At 55.3% G+C, this 15,766-nt stretch carries 9 protein-coding genes and 5 tRNA genes; 9 read left to right on the forward strand and 5 right to left on the reverse strand.

The features are described from left to right. Window positions 1–23: 23 nt before the first annotated feature. The 3 genes from RTU96_RS02415 to RTU96_RS02425 form a co-directional block, all read right to left on the reverse strand. The gene (locus RTU96_RS02415; RefSeq protein WP_312634747.1) at window positions 24–2,993 is read right to left on the reverse strand and encodes an ATP-binding protein; all 2,970 of its coding nucleotides are present in this window, start codon (window positions 2,991–2,993) and stop codon (window positions 24–26) included. A gap of 72 nt (window positions 2,994–3,065) precedes the next feature. After that, window positions 3,066–3,698 (reverse strand): cytidylate kinase-like family protein, encoded by a 633-nt coding sequence (locus RTU96_RS02420; RefSeq protein ID WP_312634748.1) that lies wholly within the window; start codon window positions 3,696–3,698, stop codon window positions 3,066–3,068. A 25-nt stretch (window positions 3,699–3,723) separates the two neighbouring features. Then, window positions 3,724–4,443: a hypothetical protein gene (locus RTU96_RS02425; RefSeq protein ID WP_312634749.1), complete on the reverse strand. Its 720-nt coding sequence runs from the start codon at window positions 4,441–4,443 to the stop codon at window positions 3,724–3,726. A 243-nt stretch (window positions 4,444–4,686) separates the two neighbouring features. Here RTU96_RS02425 and RTU96_RS02430 point away from each other — a divergent pair, with 243 nt between their 5' ends. The 9 genes from RTU96_RS02430 (at window position 4,687) to RTU96_RS02470 (ending at window position 8,983) form a co-directional block, all read left to right on the forward strand. Beyond that, window positions 4,687–4,977, forward strand: coding sequence for a YerC/YecD family TrpR-related protein (locus RTU96_RS02430; RefSeq protein ID WP_293010008.1), 291 nt, complete (start codon window positions 4,687–4,689; stop codon window positions 4,975–4,977). Further along, window positions 4,974–5,768 (forward strand): methyltransferase domain-containing protein, encoded by a 795-nt coding sequence (locus RTU96_RS02435; RefSeq protein WP_312634751.1) that lies wholly within the window; start codon window positions 4,974–4,976, stop codon window positions 5,766–5,768. Before RTU96_RS02430 ends, RTU96_RS02435 begins: the two co-directional genes overlap by 4 nt. Continuing rightward, window positions 5,765–6,649: an Hsp33 family molecular chaperone HslO gene (gene hslO, locus RTU96_RS02440; protein ID WP_312634752.1), complete on the forward strand. Its 885-nt coding sequence runs from the start codon at window positions 5,765–5,767 to the stop codon at window positions 6,647–6,649. Before RTU96_RS02435 ends, hslO begins: the two co-directional genes overlap by 4 nt. Before the next feature lie 118 nt (window positions 6,650–6,767). Further along, window positions 6,768–6,844: transfer RNA gene (locus tag RTU96_RS02445), tRNA-Val, on the forward strand. A 27-nt stretch (window positions 6,845–6,871) separates the two neighbouring features. After that, window positions 6,872–6,948 (forward strand) — tRNA-Asp (locus RTU96_RS02450). A 32-nt stretch (window positions 6,949–6,980) separates the two neighbouring features. Next, window positions 6,981–7,056: transfer RNA gene (locus RTU96_RS02455), tRNA-Phe, on the forward strand. A gap of 3 nt (window positions 7,057–7,059) precedes the next feature. Next, a tRNA-Gly gene (locus RTU96_RS02460) sits at window positions 7,060–7,135 on the forward strand. 101 nt (window positions 7,136–7,236) lie between these two features. Continuing rightward, window positions 7,237–7,310 (forward strand) — tRNA-Cys (locus tag RTU96_RS02465). Between the two features lie 848 nt (window positions 7,311–8,158). Further along, the gene (locus RTU96_RS02470) at window positions 8,159–8,983 is read left to right on the forward strand and encodes an enoyl-CoA hydratase-related protein (RefSeq protein ID WP_312634753.1); all 825 of its coding nucleotides are present in this window, start codon (window positions 8,159–8,161) and stop codon (window positions 8,981–8,983) included. A gap of 813 nt (window positions 8,984–9,796) precedes the next feature. Here RTU96_RS02470 and RTU96_RS02475 read toward each other — a convergent pair. Both RTU96_RS02475 and RTU96_RS02480 read right to left on the reverse strand, forming a co-directional pair. Further along, window positions 9,797–14,962, reverse strand: coding sequence for a DUF3783 domain-containing protein (locus RTU96_RS02475; RefSeq protein ID WP_312634754.1), 5,166 nt, complete (start codon window positions 14,960–14,962; stop codon window positions 9,797–9,799). Between the two features lie 89 nt (window positions 14,963–15,051). Further along, window positions 15,052–15,444 (reverse strand): hypothetical protein, encoded by a 393-nt coding sequence (locus tag RTU96_RS02480; RefSeq protein ID WP_312634755.1) that lies wholly within the window; start codon window positions 15,442–15,444, stop codon window positions 15,052–15,054. Window positions 15,445–15,766 lie beyond the last annotated feature (322 nt).

The raw sequence follows: 15,766 nt of genomic DNA on the forward strand, positions 1-15,766 counted from the left end.
GGGAGCGCGGCCGCGCCTCCGTCTTATTTTATAAATTCCCCCAGCACTTGCAGCAGTTCCTCCCGCCGCACAGGCTTTGAAAGATGGGCGTTCATCCCGGCAGCCCGGGTTTCCTGCCGGTCATGGGCAAAGGCGTTGGCAGTCATAGCGACGATGGGAATGCTCTGCGCGTCGCCCCGCCCTGAGGCGCGGATGGCCTTTGTCGCCTCGATTCCGTTCATCACCGGCATGCGAATGTCCATCAGAACCGCATCGTAATAGCCCGCTCCCCCGAACAGATAGCGCTCCAGCGCCACCTGGCCGTTTTCCGCGTGGTCCACCAGCATCCCCCCCATGGAAAGCATCCGCTTTGCGATCTCTGTGTTGACGGGGTGGTCCTCCACCAGCAAAACCCGCTTTCCCGTAAGGATCGTCCGGGGACCGCTCCGGGCGGTCGCTTCCTCGGCTTCCTCCGGCGGATGCCCCTTTGGCACGGTGATTCGCACGGTAAACTCGCTTCCCCGGCCCAGTTCGCTTTTGGCCGTGACGGTGCCGCCCATCTCCTCCACCAGATTTTTCACGATGGCAAGGCCCAGCCCCGTTCCAAGCTGGGGATGCTGATAGCCGTTGTTCTCCTGCTCAAAGGGCTCGAACACCCGACTGAGAAACTCTGGGCTCATGCCGCAGCCCTGATCCCGGAAGACAATGGTGCTGGAAATTTTATCGTCTCCGCAGGGAGTGTGACGTACCGTGCAGAAAATCTCCGAGCCGGGCCTTGAAAATTTCACGGCGTTGCTCAAAATATTGATGTACACCTGCTGGATGCGCAGCCGGTCTACCACCACATACGGCGTGATTCCGCTTGCGTCCAGATGAAAGCGAATGCCCTTCTCCTCCATGCGGGGCAAAATCAGCGCCCGAATATCCCCCAGCAGCGCCCCCGTGTTTACATTTTCGGGGTGCAGCTCGATGTGGCCCGACTCAATCCGACTCATGTCCAGAACGTCGTTAATCAGCCCCAGCAGGTATTCGCCGGATACCTGAATTTTATCCAGCATCCCCATCGCCTCGGAATCCAGCGCATTTTCCCGCGCCAGTTGGGTCAGCCCCAAAATGGCGTTCATGGGCGTGCGGATTTCGTGGCTCATGCGGGAGAGGAATTCGCTTTTCGCCTGATTGGCACGGCGGGCCTCCTCCAGCGCTGCGCGCAGCACCTCGCTGCGGCGGCGCTCTCTGACAAAAGCGTCGGTGGAGTCCGCCATGGTGCAGCAGATGATATTGCTCTCCCTGTCCAGCCAGACAAAGGAATAGCGCAGCCGCCGGATTTCTCCGGCGCTGCTGCGGCAGTCGGCATAGACGGTGTATTCCACGCTGTCGCTGAGCCGGGCCCGGATTTCACTGAAATGCAGGCGCTTCAGCGTCTCTTCCAAGTCCTCCCCCGCAAAGGAGTCCCGGACAACGCCAAGCAGGGCCGTCTCCGCTTCAAGAATCTCACGAATGGAATGGTCCTTGTCCTGCGATGCAAAAATCCGGGCGGTGTCCGCATTCAGGTCGATGCGCAGAATCATCAGGTATTCCCGGCGGATGACGGTATCCATAATCTGCTCCATGGACTTCTGGTCGTCGATGTCAAAGGAGTAAATGTTGGCCTCCACGTCGTCAGTCACGGGGTTTTCCGTGATGTCCACCCGCACGGTCAGCCAGCGGTATGCACCACCGATCCGGCAGTTGCGCTCGAAGGTCAGCATAGCAGTCCCCCGGGCATAGTCGTCCAGCAGGGCCGCGCGGTTAAAGAGCCGGCCAAATTCCTCGCACTGCTCCGGCGCGGCGGTACGTTTTTTCATCGCCGCGAACAGGGCGTCCGCGGTTCCGTCCAGCCCCTCCAAAAAATCCGGATACAGGGCAGGGCCCATCTTGCAGGTGTTTCTCGTCAAATTCAAACGTGCCGAAACCACCGCGTTGGACACAAGCGCTCGCATGCGCTGGTTTTGCCGCTCATACCGCTCGATCTCCCTGTGAAGCTGGGTGCACACCACGCCGGTGCAAAGCACCCGCGTCCGGATCCCCTCCGCGTCGTACAGGGAGGTCATCTTAATCTTAATCCATCGGATGTCCCCGCTCACCGTGCGCTCCCGCACCTCGCAGGAGGCAAAGGGCGCACCCTGATCAATGGCGTCTATCTCCTTTTGCAGTCTGGGAATGTCCTCCTCAAGCGTAATATTCTGCTCAAACCAGGACTGGGGATAGTTTTCCAGCACTCTCGGCACGCCAAACAGCACGCAGGCTCGTTTGCTGGTGCGCAGCGTGTGGAGTGCCGGGTCGTATATCCATGAATCCACGTCGGCATGGTCCATAGCCGCCTGAAGCATACGCTCGTTCTCCTCCAGATTCTCCTGAAGGCGTTTAAGCTCGTCCACGTCGCTGAATACGCCGTAATAAGTCCGCCCGTCGCCCTCCCGCGGGGCCGGGGAGGCTTTCAGCGCAATCCAGAAATAGTTTCCGTCCTGCCGCAGGATGCGGAAGGTCGCACGAATGGTTTCCCCGCCCTGCCGACAGCGGGCAAGCTGTTCCCGAAGGACCACCCGGTCGTCGGGATGGACGTTCAGCATCGGGTTGACGATTTCGCCCTCCTCCGGCTCGGAATAGCCCAGCATCTGATAAAAGCCCGTGTTGAAATGAAGCGTTTCAAAGCATACCTCTTCATCCACACGGAAAGAGCAGATGCCGCCGGGCACCAAATCCATCATGTTTTGAAGCTGCCCTTCCCGCTCCCGCGCCTCCCGAATCAGGGAACGCCTCCGATGGTTGTCCCACAGCAAAAAGGCAAGCCCCGCCGCCAGCAGCGCAACAAGTCCCACAAACACCAGCGCGTGGGGACGCCGGATGGCGGCCTGAAAAAAAGACTCGTCCGCCGCGCGGGCGGCGGGAGCGGAGAAAAAAAGCAGCACGGCAGTGAGCGATACTCCTATCGCTCTCCCCCCTGCCGCGCCGTGCCTTTTTAGTCTGCGTCCCATAACTTCTCCGCCTTTCCAAGGCCCGGCTTTCCGGCTCCCGGAGGTTCTCTCTTTGCCAAACCCTTGCAGCGTTTATTTTTGAAGGCCTGCCTCCACTTGAAGATAATAGTCCGTAATCATGTTCACCGACGGCTCAATGCCGATGGCGCTGGAGAGCACCAGATCAAAGCACTTCCGGTCGCCCCATTTTTCACCGGTGAAGTGGAAGTAGTAGTTGGCGCGGTTTTTGTCGGTTTTCAGCATCAGCGCCTCCGCCGCCTTCTGGTCCATCTCGTGCCGCTCCATCACCCGCCTGATGCGGCTGCGCATGGACGCCTGAACGAAGACGTTTACATGGGGTCCCTTTTCCTGAAGTACATAGTCCGCGCAGCGGCCCACAATCACCGCGCCGCCCTGTGCGGCGATGTCCCGGATGACCTCAGACTGGGACAAAAACAACTGATCCGCCGGAGGCAACAAATTCACGCTGCCCGACCGCATTCCCATGGAGAAGTTGGCCCCGGAAAAGGAATACAAAAAGCTGCTGACGGACTGCTCGTCAAGCCCCGCCAGATATTCCGGGCTGAGGCCGGATTTTTCCGCCGCCAGCACGATCAGCTCCTTGTCGTAATAAGGCAGCCCCAGCTTTTCAGCCGCCAGCTTACCAATTTGCCTGCCACCGCTGCCAAATTCCCGACCGATGGTCATTACCATTTTATGTTCCATATCCTTGCTCCTTCCGGCGGGGAACTCAAATCTTCCCCCGCGCCGTTTCCTCTTTTGTCTCCAGTATAATATCATGGAATCCGGGAAAAAAACAATCATTTTCACCGTAGGGCACGGAAAAAACCGAGACACCCTCTCCGGAAGGGGCCACGGCCAACGTCTGCCAGAACCAGAAAAGCTCCGTCTCGGAGAGATAGAAATGATCCGGATTGAAGCTGCGGCGCAAAAGCCGCCGCCATCCCTCCCGATACCGGGATGCTCCGGCCCGCTCCCGCCGCTCCATTTCCGTCTCCGCTTCCCGCAGCAGCACCTTTCGCCAGGGGTATTTTTTAGAAAAGCAGGCAGAAAGTGGAATCGGCGCGCCGGTGAGCAGATCCCAAGTGTCTCCGTGCCGTCTCCGTTCCATCCGCCCGCCGCACCGCTCCACGGATTCAGTGTACAGGCTCAACACGCCCCCACCGTTGCAGGTGATGCAGTAGGTGAGCCGCGCGGAGTCCTGCGGAATGGGTGCACTGTTCTCCATGGCCAACCGGCAGGCCTCCGCCGACTGGGGAAAGAGCCAGCGCTCACAATAGCGCAGATAGGCACGGGCGTAGAGCTGATAGTACCGCGCAAGCCTGCGGTCCGTCCGCTCTCCCTCTTCCACGGGCCGGGGGAGGGACAGCTCCGCTGTGAGCACGGGGATTCCGTCCACCGTCCACTCCCGCTGGGCAACAAACGGTTCCAGCTTTATCTGATCGCGCATGGCAGCCTCCTTCACAGGTTCAAGACGGCGAACGCTCCCCGCCGGCCGAAATGATTCATGCTCCAGCGTATGCCATTGGGTCTGGGGAGGTGACCTTATCATCAGTCCTAAGAGCCTTTGGAAGCGGGTTCGGGACGGAATTGAAAAAATCAGCGCCCCCCCTTTACTTTCATGCTGTAAAATAGTAAAATGAGCAATCAGAATGGCGGCAAAACGCCGCCTATGTTTGGAAAGGAGCCAGTCATGGTCAAGATTGGAAAAAAAGAAAAAAATGGAGAGCTGTATAAGGCAATTCTCCTGTTGAAAAACGAAGAGGAGTGCTACAACTTTTTTCAGGACCTGTGCACCGTTTCGGAGCTGCGGTCCATGGAGCAGCGCTTTGAGGTAGCCACGCTGCTGCATGAAGGGCTGATTTATAACGACATTTTGGAGCGCACCGGAGCATCCAGCGCCACCATCAGCCGGGTAAACCGGTCGTTGAGCTACGGTGCGGGCGGATACGAGGTAATTTTCGACCGCCAAAAGAAGAAATGAGCCGCTATCAGTCCTTGGCCGGGGCCTATGACGCTCTGATTGCCGATGGAGCCCACCGGAAGCGGGCGGCCTATCTTCACCGCCTGCTGCAAAAAGAACCGCAGCGCGTTGAAACGGTGCTGGACCTTGGCTGCGGCACCGGTACGGTCACCTGCCTTCTGGCGGCTATGGGCTATCGGGTGACCGGAGCGGACCTGTCGGAGGAAATGCTGACGGAGGCCGCCCGCAAGGCGGAGGCCCTGCCTGAGGACCGGCGTCCCCTGTTGATTTGCCAGTCCATGACTCGGCTGCGTCTTCCCGAACCGGTGGACGCCGCCGTGTCCACTCTGGACGCGCTGAACTATGTGACGGGCGACGCCGCCATGCGGGAGACGCTCCGCCGGGTGTTTAAATGGCTGCGCCCCGGCGGGCTGTTTGTGTTCGACGTAAACACGCCTTACAAGCTGCGGCGAATGGACGGAGAAATGTATACGGATGAAACAGAAGACTCCTTCTGCGTCTGGCGCACAGCCTTTTCTGAAAAAACCAGGGTCTGCACCTATGGGGTAGACCTGTTTTCTCTGCGTCCTGACGGAGCATGGGACCGCACGTGGGAGGAACATCGGGAACGGGCGTGGGATGAGGACGAGCTGCGCCTTCTTTTGGAAGGGGCGGGCTTCCGGGATATTCGTGTCACCGGCGACCTTCGTCAAACCGTCCCCCGCCCGGACGAGGATCGGGTAATTTTCCGCTGCCGCAAGCCTGAGGGCAGCCAAGCGCAATCACAAACGCGAAAAAGGAGCAACGCATGAGCGACAAAATTGTACGAGCAATCTCGGCGGACGGCTATATCAAGGCCTCCGCCATCTCCAGCCGGGTTTTGACGGAGCGGGCGCGGAATATCCACCGCACCCTGCCCGTAGCCACCGCAGCCTTGGGCCGCGCTCTGGCGGCGGCCTCCATGATGGGCAACGCCCTGAAGGAGGAAGGCGCCAGCGTGTCTCTGCAATTCCGGGGCGGCGGCCCACTGGGCCTTCTGATGGCCGTGTCGGACAACGAGGGCAACGTCCGGGGCACTGTGGACAACCCCGCGGTGGAACTGCCCCTTCGCCCCGACGGCAAGCTGAATGTGGGCGGTGCTGTTGGCAGCGAGGGAACGCTCACCGTCATTCGTGATTTGAATATGAAGGAGCCGTATGTAGGCAGCGTGGGCCTGATGGGCGGCGAGATCGCCGAGGATCTGGCGGCCTATTTCGTGGAATCCGAGCAGATTCCTTCAGCCTGCGGTCTGGGCGTGCTGGTTGACCGGGACCAGAGTGTGCTTGCCGCAGGGGGCTATCTTGTTCAATTACTGCCCGGCGCAGGCGAGGATACCGTTGCCCGGGTGGAAAGCGGCCTGATGGCCGCCGGAGCCGTTACGGCGCTTCTGGAGAAGTATCCAGAGCCTGCGGACCTGCTGCGGGCAGCGATACCGGAATTTGAGCTGCAAATTCTGGAGGAGCAGCCCGTGGAGTACCGCTGCACCTGTTCTCGAAAGCGGATGGAGCGGGCTTTGATCTCCATGGGCGCTGCGGAGCTGCGCAGCCTGATCGACGATCAGGGCGGCGCAGAGCTGACCTGCCGGTTCTGTGACAGTGTACAGGCCTTTACAAAGGCGGAGCTGGAGACGCTTCTGGCCTCCGCAAAGCGTTAAATATCCCATAATTTTACAATCTAAAAAATCTTTTTAAAAATTTTGTTATTTTTGGTTGACAGATCGAGGACCTTTTTGTATAATAACTTTTGCCGTCTGACGAGAGCGAGCGGCATTCGGGAGCATAGCTCAGCTGGTTAGAGCACCTGCCTTACAAGCAGGGGGTCACTGGTTCGAGTCCAGTTGTTCCCACCACCTCAAGCTCTCTGCAAAAGGTCCTATGGCCCGGTAGTTCAGTTGGTTAGAACGCTAGCCTGTCACGCTAGAGGTCGACGGTTCGAGCCCGTTCCGGGTCGCCATTTTTCCGCGGGAAGCGAAGCTTCCCGTATATGCCTTCGTAGCTCAGTCGGTAGAGCAGAGGACTGAAAATCCTCGTGTCATTGGTTCGATTCCGATCGAAGGCACCATTTGCGGGCATAGCTCATCTGGTAGAGCGCCACCTTGCCAAGGTGGAGGTAGCGAGTTCGAGCCTCGTTGCCCGCTCCAAAACTGAATGCCCACACCCTTGTGTGGGCATTCAGTTTTCCAGCAACCTTTAAATTTTGCTGGACTTTTTCCGGCATTTCGTATATACTATAAAATATCATGGTGACATAGCCAAGTGGTAAGGCAAGGGTCTGCAAAACCCTCATCCCCGGTTCAAATCCGGGTGTCACCTCCAGAAATGAAATTGAGACAAAGGTACAAAAATTTGTGCCTTTGTCTCAATTTGGTATTTATGAAAAAACAGCGAAGAAACCACCATAGTGACGGCGTATAGGACTGCACACGGATGCAGCCTCCCCGTCAAGTCCGTGCGGGGCCGTGAGGAAGTATCATTATCAATCGGCGTTTCATCGCAGCTTCTTAGGCTCCCACCCCGTGAGGGTGATCGTGGCCTCTGGAGGAATCGTTGCGCCTCGCTCGGCGTCGTTCCCAGTGCTGGCCGTCCTCTCGGTACAGCCCATCGATTGTCTTGTTCAAATTCTTCGCTATTATGGCCAAAGTCCGCTTACGTGACAAATCCCGGAAAGTTTTATAAAAACTTTCAAAAGAATTGTAGACAATAGTCGCTGCTACGGCTATTATCGAATAAAGCGCTTTGGATTTTTTCAAGGTGCGGTCTTATTTGAGGTAAAGGGTTCTCTCCGAAAGGAGAGGGCCTTTTGCTTCACCCATGCGGACGTGCGGGCCGTCAGGACGCGCTGGGACAGCCGCAGCGGCACCGAAAAGGCCGTGACCGGCTGGTCGGGGTATACGAGACCTCCCGAGCTTGTTCCGTTTTTTGCTGATACTGACTATTTTATGTTCTTTGCTCCGTTAAGGAAGAATAAAGGTTCTGAATTAGCAAATATTTCAGCTATTTGCTTGGAAATTAAGGATATATTAGGCTGATTTTCTGTCAATTCATAATATGGTTTTGTGATATAATAATTGCAAAACAGCTATTATATCGACAAAAGCACACATTGAATACTGCATACGCCATCTACAAGTATTGCGAATATTGAGAAGGGGTAAGATTATAATATGTCGGATTTAATTTATGAGGTAGAAAATCATTTAGCCCGCATTACACTAAATCGCCCGGAGCATCTCAACTGTTTCAGCGAGGAGATGATTCAACTTTGGGCAAACGCACTGGAGGACATCCGAGATCGGGATGATATTTACGTTGTTCTTCTATCGGGAAACGGAAAAGCGTTTTGCGCCGGAGGAGATGTAAAGGCCATGGCGACAGGAAATGGATTTTTTGAAAGCAATGAGGATATTACTTCCACCGCGCTTGCTAGAAAGAACTCTCTTTGGGACGGGATCCAGCGTATCCCACTGATTCTGGAGGAAATCGACAAACCAGTGATTGCAAAGGTTCATGGTGCGGCTGTGGGCGCGGGGTTGGATATGGCTCTGATGTGTGATATCCGAATTGCTTCGGAGAGTGCTTCGCTTTCCGAAAGCTATTTCAACGCAGGAATTGTACCCGGTGACGGCGGCGCTTACTTTTTACCTCGCCTTGTAGGGCGAGACAAGGCACTCGACTTGTTTTTAACAACACGGGTGCTTAAAGGCCCTGAAGCAGAGAGGATCGGTCTCGTCACACGCGTTGTACCCGATGACCAGTTAGATGATTATGTGGACCAATATGTTCAAAAACTATTGGACGGGCCTCAGCAGGCTATGCGCCTGACGAAACGAGCGATTGACCAGAGCTCGCAGAGTACTCTGCGAGCTTCACTGGATTTGGTCTCTTCTTTTATGGGAATCGTGACCGAGTTGGATGACTACCGGATACGGACGGCTGCCCTGGTTGAACGTTTAAATAGAAAATCCAAAGAAAAGACTGACCTGCAGTGAATGGAAGGCCGGGCATCGTAGGGTGCCCGGCTTGTTCTGTTTTTAGGGTGCTTATACATCAACTTGACGGCGCTTTCCCACTTAGCCGACGAATTTCCGAGAGCCGCCGCGGACGCAGTAGGGGGAGATCCTGAACCATTTCATAAGAGAGTGTGTCGTCACACAGATGGCGGTTGGGATTCTGAAAGAGTTGACGTTTTGCTTTCATGTTCTTATCTTCCTTCCATTTTTGCGTGCAGACTCTTACACAGGCTGCACGCGCTTTTTGCAGAACAAAGCACAGGAACCTAGCAAAATGCCCAGTTCCTGTGCTTATAAATCAAACAATTCATAAGGCAAAGTTCTTCTATGCTCTAGTCCTGACTCAATCCAAGACCCCCTATTACGATAAAAGGTATGTTAATCAAATTTGAAAGGAAGGTCGCAAATAGTTCGCCGTATTCAAGCTCCATATGTTTAATTTGGAAAATATGTTGTACCACGAGGGCGGTGTTGACCTCATACCCGCTAATATCTGGTTATCCTATAACGCTCCCGGTAGATACACAGTTGCCGAGACGCACGTAAATCCGCACTGCATGGTGCGGAGAATTTATCGTCATATGCCCATCGGATTCTCCCGACAGGCTCTTCTCACAAAGAGCAGCGCGATATGTGCCCTACACAATGGACGGTCGGAATGCCGATGAGCGAGTCTATATCAAAGGCTCCGTAAATGCGCAGGCGGACAGGATTTACCATCGGAGACAGCTTGCCCTGTATGCAGGATGGAGGGGAACCAACTCGGTTCCCCTCCATTCGCTCTAGATTGATTCAGTCGTCCATCGTTCTATAAAGGAATGTGACGGCCTGCGCTCTGGTGCAGAAATCGGCAGGCACAAACTGGCCATTGCTGCGGCCGGAGGCGATGCCCCGATCCATTGCCCAAGTCACCGCCTGCGCATAGTAAGCGTCAGCGCTCACATCTGAGAAGACAGCCCCGGAAACCGCCGGACTTCCCTCAGCACGCCAGAGGAACGTCACCACCTGCGCCCGATTGCTTACCGCATTCGGAGCAAATGTGGTCGCACTGAAGCCGCTGGTAATGCCCTTTTCTACGGCCCATAGAACCGCATGATAGTAATAGGCGTTTTCGCTGACATCCGTAAACGGATTTTCCGAGGCGGTGGGCACGGGAGAGCCACTTGCCCGCCACAAGAATGTGACGATCTGCGCACGGGTGCAGTTCTGGCCCGGAGCAAAGGTCGTTGCAGAGTTCCCGGCGGTAATCCCCTGCTCCACCGCCCACTGCACCGCATCGTAGTAGTATGCGGTACTCGCAACATCGGTGAAGGCCGCCGCTGTGCGGTAGCCCACCATATACTTAGAAAAATGGGGAGTGACAAATGTCACCATGCCAGACGTGCCGTCGTAGGAGGTCTCGCACGCTGTCAGGCTGCCGTTGTCAGCCAGATAGTAGACCGTCAGCGTCGCAGCCGTTTCGCCTTTCGCCAGAGTATACGGAATGCTTACGGACGCAGCCCCGCCGCCCAAATCATGAATTTCGGCGGCACTGCCGCTGGCGATGGAGATGTCAAACACCTTGCTGTCGCCCGTCGCCCTTTTCTGAACCGTGTTTAAATCGGAAATTGGCACAGGCTTCACGGAGACGGTCACGTCTGCCCCGCCCTGACGGGCAACTGCCATCAACGCGTTCCTGTCCAGAGTCACCTGCGCAACACCGGAAGTAATCGTCAGCGCCGCATCCTTGTGGCCGGCGAGCGTTTCCAGTGCGTCTGCCGGAATTGTAACAGACAGGCTGTCGGCTTTGGGCGGAGTATTTACCGCCACCTTCACCGCAGGCGCGGTGGAATTCTTCTGGGCCGCCGCCAAAGCACTGTTCACCGCACTGGTAACTGTTGCACTGCTTACTGTGACGTTGGCCGTTGTACCGGAGACGGTGGGTGTCACAGTTGCAGTGGCGGTGGTGGTATTTCCGCTGGTGGCGGTATTCACGGCAGGGGATCCGCTTCCCGAAGAATTGCCAGAGGAGCCGCCTCCGCCGGAACTGCCGCCGCTTGAAGCTTTTGTGGTGGCTGCGGAGAGCGTAAGTCTGTCGCTTTGACCCACGGGACTAATTGCATTGATCGTAATGGTATATTCGGTTTGCTCGGAGAGCGCATCAAATGCGGCGGAGGTTGCCGCCGCTTCCGGCGTCAGCGTCTTCAGCAGCGTCATGCCTTGATAGAGCGAAATGACGTAGCTATCGGGCATCGGGCAGTTGTCCGTGTTTTCGGGTACTATCCATCGAACTTCCAGACTGTTGGTCCCGGATTGAACCGTTGCCTTGGGCGCCTTGGGCACCTCCAGTTGGGCCTTGAGTGTGCCAAATTTCTGATCCGCGGTGATCATCACCGTGGTGCCAATCAGCTTACCCGGAGCAATGTCGGAGATCGACTGCGTGTCCGCTCCTGTGCTCCAAGCATAGTGATATTGCGTGCCTTCTTCTCCGCCCTTCACCTGTGCTGTCATCACATAGGTGCCATCTTCGGATTTTTCAACGGAAATGACCGCTGCGCCGGTGAGAACCGTCCTCTCTGTAATCAAGAGATACTGCTCCTGCAGCGCACGATTGGCGTTCGTCAGAGCTTCCAGCGTGGGTTCATAGCTGCTAAGAACCTGAATACCGGCGATGATAGCCTCCTGCAACGCCGTCCAATGCTCCTTTGCACCATAATCGGCTTCGCTCAGCGCCTGCGCCTGATCAACCATCGCATCCAGCGCCAGCAGCGCTTGGAACACCTCATGCTCCTCAGCAATGTCGTCAATCAGCTCGTGATATTGCATCTCGCGGTTGTATTCGGTAACCACGGCTTTGTGATCGATACGAAGGCCGTCTGCCTGCATCCCTGCCAAAAAGCGATCCAGCAGCGCATCAGACAAATTGCATATCAGCATGAACTCCGTGTCCACACCGCTGCCGGAATACGGCTTCTCGGCCGTTTCATATCCATCCAGTCCCGCAAGATATCCCACAGTCTGGTTCAATTCGGCATCCAAAACATCCAGCACCTCGATGCCCAAGCCGGACAAAATGCTTCTCAGCCGCATTCCCCGGGAAGTATTTTCGCCCAGATTGTAAAGTGCAATCTTTGGCCCCGCCATAGTGGTACCCTCGCTGACAATGGGCGCAGAAACGGAGAAATAGTCAACTTCCTCTTCCGCCCATTCGACATGCGGCAGACGGAGCTTGACGATCAGTCGATTCCCCGGAATGAGCGTCGTCCCCTCCCGCACCGGAATTTCCACTTTGCCCTTGGCAGTGTCGCCGGAACGGCTGCTGATTTGTCCAACCACAGTCGCTTTCGGGCTTTCCCACAGCTCGTCCTCTTCAAATTCCCTGTCCGTGTAGTTTGCGGGGAACTGATAGACTGTGGCCGTGCAATAGAAGTCGTTGCCCATGGTCAGATACTCGTCTGAATAATCAATGGTAACCGGAATGGTCTGTGCATCGGAAGGAATTGCGGCAGCTTCAAACGCCGAATAAGGCGTTCCCCAGTTTGGCGAGGGCTGAACAGCCACAATATTCGACAGTGTTTGCTGCTTGCCCGCCGTGACCATAAGCTGCAAATTTGCTCCGGCAGTTAAGCTTCCGGCTCCAAAATAAAGCGTGCGTTTGGCTGCGCTGAGAGGCAGCGTTCCAGTACCCAAAACCTTGGCAGTTTGGATATCCAGCGCACTTCCGGTAAACTGATACAGCGTATAGGAAGCCGCGCCCACCGAAACGTCAAACGTCACGCCCACGTTCACATGCGTCATCCCGGCGGTTATCTTGGTATCAAGAATTTTCGCGGTGGGCGCCGGAACCACGACTTCTCCCGAAACAATCATGGGGTCGGAGAGATAATCCACCGAGGGGTTAACGCCACCGTTCCGCATTACGACAAGGATTTTTTTACCCGGCGTAGGCGCGGGAGAAAGTGCAAGTGTGTTTTCCCCTATCTCCAAACTGCTCAGCACGGCAAAATGCAGGCTTGTATAATTGTTGAGTTTATCGCCTGCGTATTTTTCATTGGCATCCAGTTGGATGACCCGCAGAATCCCCGAAGTCGGAATGTTTGCCAGCGATACCGCAATGCTCGTTGTATCCGCCGTAATTTCCGAACTCTGCAAGGTCACGCTTGGAACCCCAGGCTGCACCGCGGCCGCAACGGTAAACGCGCCGCTGGTAAAGGTGATTGTCTCACCGCTTACATATGTAATGACAAGGCACACCTGATCCCCCACTGCCAGCGCTGCGGAAGTGAGGTCAAAGGCAATTTGCCCCGGGCTTTGTCCTGTCTTTGTTTTCAGTGGGGCTGCCGTATTCGCCACGCCGTTAACCACTTTGCAGAGCCTGACCACATTCAGGTTTGTGACGCCGCTATTGCGCGAGGTCACCTGAAAGACGGCCTGCGTGCTCTCCGGGGTGAGCTTGCCAACCAGAGAAACCGTTAAACCCGGGGCGGCTTCCACCGTCACCGGCTGGGACTGCGCAATAGCCGCTCCGCCATTGAGAACAAACGCCACCAACTGCTTGCCGGCAGTCAGGGAAACTCCTGGATTAGGAGCGATGGTATTCGTTCCTGTCACAGGGGCTGCTTTTACACCGTAAGGATCCCCGGAATCCGAGGTGAATTCCGTTACACCAGCCGGATAGCTTTTCAGCAGCAAAATGGAGCCGTCCGGCACAACGCCGCCTACGGTGACGGAAACGCTTGCCGCATTACTTTCGACGGGCCCGCTGACCGCGACCGTCAGCGTTTCTTGATCAGGTGCGGCAGAAACCAGAACCGAGTCGTCGGGGCGGTTAAAGACTGCCTCATAGTCGTTGCCCTTTGGCAAAAACAGTTCCTGATTCTGCGCCCAATAAACCACGGCGCGCACGCGATAGCCCTCACGCAGCGGCTCGTTGAGCTGAATTTCCTTTCCATTGAAGGCTTCAGTTATCTGCAAATTATTCTTCAGAGGAATTTGCTTGCTACTTTCAAAGTCAAAGGCGTCTCCATCGGGATACTGGGCCACCGCGCAAGTGATGCTGGTCTTCCCGTCCCTTACTGCCTGAAACAACCGCTCATCACCGGTCAGGCTGATGTGCAGCGAAGTAGCCCCCGCGTGAAGTACCGTTTCGTCAATTGTCACATTAGGATACGTATAATCTTCAAAGCCCTTTCCAGAGTCATCAACAATTTGGAGCGCCTGAGAGTTAATGGGACGATAATTGTCCTCTCCCACCGGCACGTTCAGGCAGGCAATAATTTTATACCCTACGGTCAGGGGCAGATTATTTCCGTTAAAGTCGCAGGTAACTGCATCGTCATTTTTCACCGTGCCCGACCACAGACTCTTGTTATAAGGCGCGTCCGGACTAAAGGTGGTGTTGCCCGCATACGCGTAGATTGTCAGGGTACACTGCTCAACAGTCTCATCCAGCGAGACTTTTACGTTTACGGAAGTCTCATCCTCCCGGAAGGGCTCCGTCCGCTCCGCCCCATCCTTTTGCAGGCTGACCCGGCAATTTGCCAAGATGGCGCTGGGATCTGTGACAACGGGACTCCCCGCAACAATGAGCGACTCGGAAACGTAATCAACAGGACTGTCACCGCTCCCATCCCGCAAAACGGCAACGATCTTTTTGCCCGCGACGGGGGACGTGGACAGCGTCAGTTCATTGTCGCCAACCTTGAGGTTGGTGATAATTCCCTGCGCCAGCCGATACGTTTCATTATTAAACAGATCAGAAGTATATTCCGCACCGCTGTTTAACTGAAAAACACGCAAAAGCCCAGTTGTCGGAACCTGGGTTAAATTCACGGTTAATGTGTTTGTCTGTGTGGTGATCTCCGTATCCTTGATGGAAACCACTGCCTGTGCCGCAAACGCCGGCGGTACTGCCAGGGAAAGCAGTATCACCAGTGCCAGCAGCAAGCTTATTCCTTGCCTGTGCATCTTCTGGGCCATGAAATATCCTCCTTAAACTCTTGGACGCATCGTCCCCTCAATCGCGGTTAGGTATTACTAACCGCGGAATTTTATTTATACAATAGTTTTCATAATTTGTCAATTGTCGAATGCACCAAGGGTGGAGCGGTCAATAACCGCAAAAGATGTGCAACCTCAAGATTTGCGGGCCAGAAGGCGTTATTTGTTTCTGATGTGTCGGATGCATACAAATTTGAAATGTCCTGCGCAACGATATAATTGTCCACATTAATGGAAAGCCGGAACATCATCATGTACGCAACGCTTGCCTCCAGTGTCTGCCGATACGCCACCTCCGCGTTTAGATTATCTATGTCTTCCAGAAAACTCCCGGCGCGGCAATTCAAAGAATCCGGAAGATAGCCTTGCAGTCTGGCGGCCACGGCATTGAGGCTGGCGGAGAGAGTTTCATCCGGCAGTGTGTCTTTACTACCAAGCACAGGGTGCAGCAGCTTACGCACTGACGTTTTTCCTTTCTCTTGTAAATCGAACATTCCGTGTCAGCGCACAATTAAGGCGGCCTCCGGAAACATTTTCTCGGAGGCCGCCTGTTGAGCTTGTAATGACCAGTGTTTTGCGCGAGGCCGAAATGACTGTGCGATTTCTCAAATCGGGAATTTTTACCTTATGCGAAGCTCGAAAGCCAATATTGAAAGTTGATTGAAAAGGCTTCCGAAAAAAGCGAAATGAGACCCGATAGCTGGAAGCTAAAGCTTTTTTGTGGCTTTACAGAAAATTTCCCCTCACTTCTCTGTTCTGTCCTCTCATACAGCGCTAACGCAA

It is taken from the genome of Oscillibacter sp. (genome assembly GCF_032018205.1).
Classification (GTDB): Bacteria; Bacillota; Clostridia; order Oscillospirales; family Oscillospiraceae; genus Oscillibacter.

Excerpts from the sequence above, each read along its gene's own strand:
- RTU96_RS02415 (WP_312634747.1), bottom strand. The coding sequence starts at position 2,993 with ATGGGACGCAGACTAAAAAGGCACGGCGCGGCAGGGGGGAGAGCGATA.
- RTU96_RS02420 (WP_312634748.1), bottom strand. The coding sequence starts at position 3,698 with ATGGAACATAAAATGGTAATGACCATCGGTCGGGAATTTGGCAGCGGT.
- RTU96_RS02425 (WP_312634749.1), bottom strand. The coding sequence starts at position 4,443 with ATGCGCGATCAGATAAAGCTGGAACCGTTTGTTGCCCAGCGGGAGTGG.
- RTU96_RS02430 (WP_293010008.1), top strand. The coding sequence starts at position 4,687 with ATGGTCAAGATTGGAAAAAAAGAAAAAAATGGAGAGCTGTATAAGGCA.
- RTU96_RS02435 (WP_312634751.1), top strand. The coding sequence starts at position 4,974 with ATGAGCCGCTATCAGTCCTTGGCCGGGGCCTATGACGCTCTGATTGCC.
- hslO (WP_312634752.1), top strand. The coding sequence starts at position 5,765 with ATGAGCGACAAAATTGTACGAGCAATCTCGGCGGACGGCTATATCAAG.
- RTU96_RS02470 (WP_312634753.1), top strand. The coding sequence starts at position 8,159 with ATGTCGGATTTAATTTATGAGGTAGAAAATCATTTAGCCCGCATTACA.
- RTU96_RS02475 (WP_312634754.1), bottom strand. The coding sequence starts at position 14,962 with ATGGCCCAGAAGATGCACAGGCAAGGAATAAGCTTGCTGCTGGCACTG.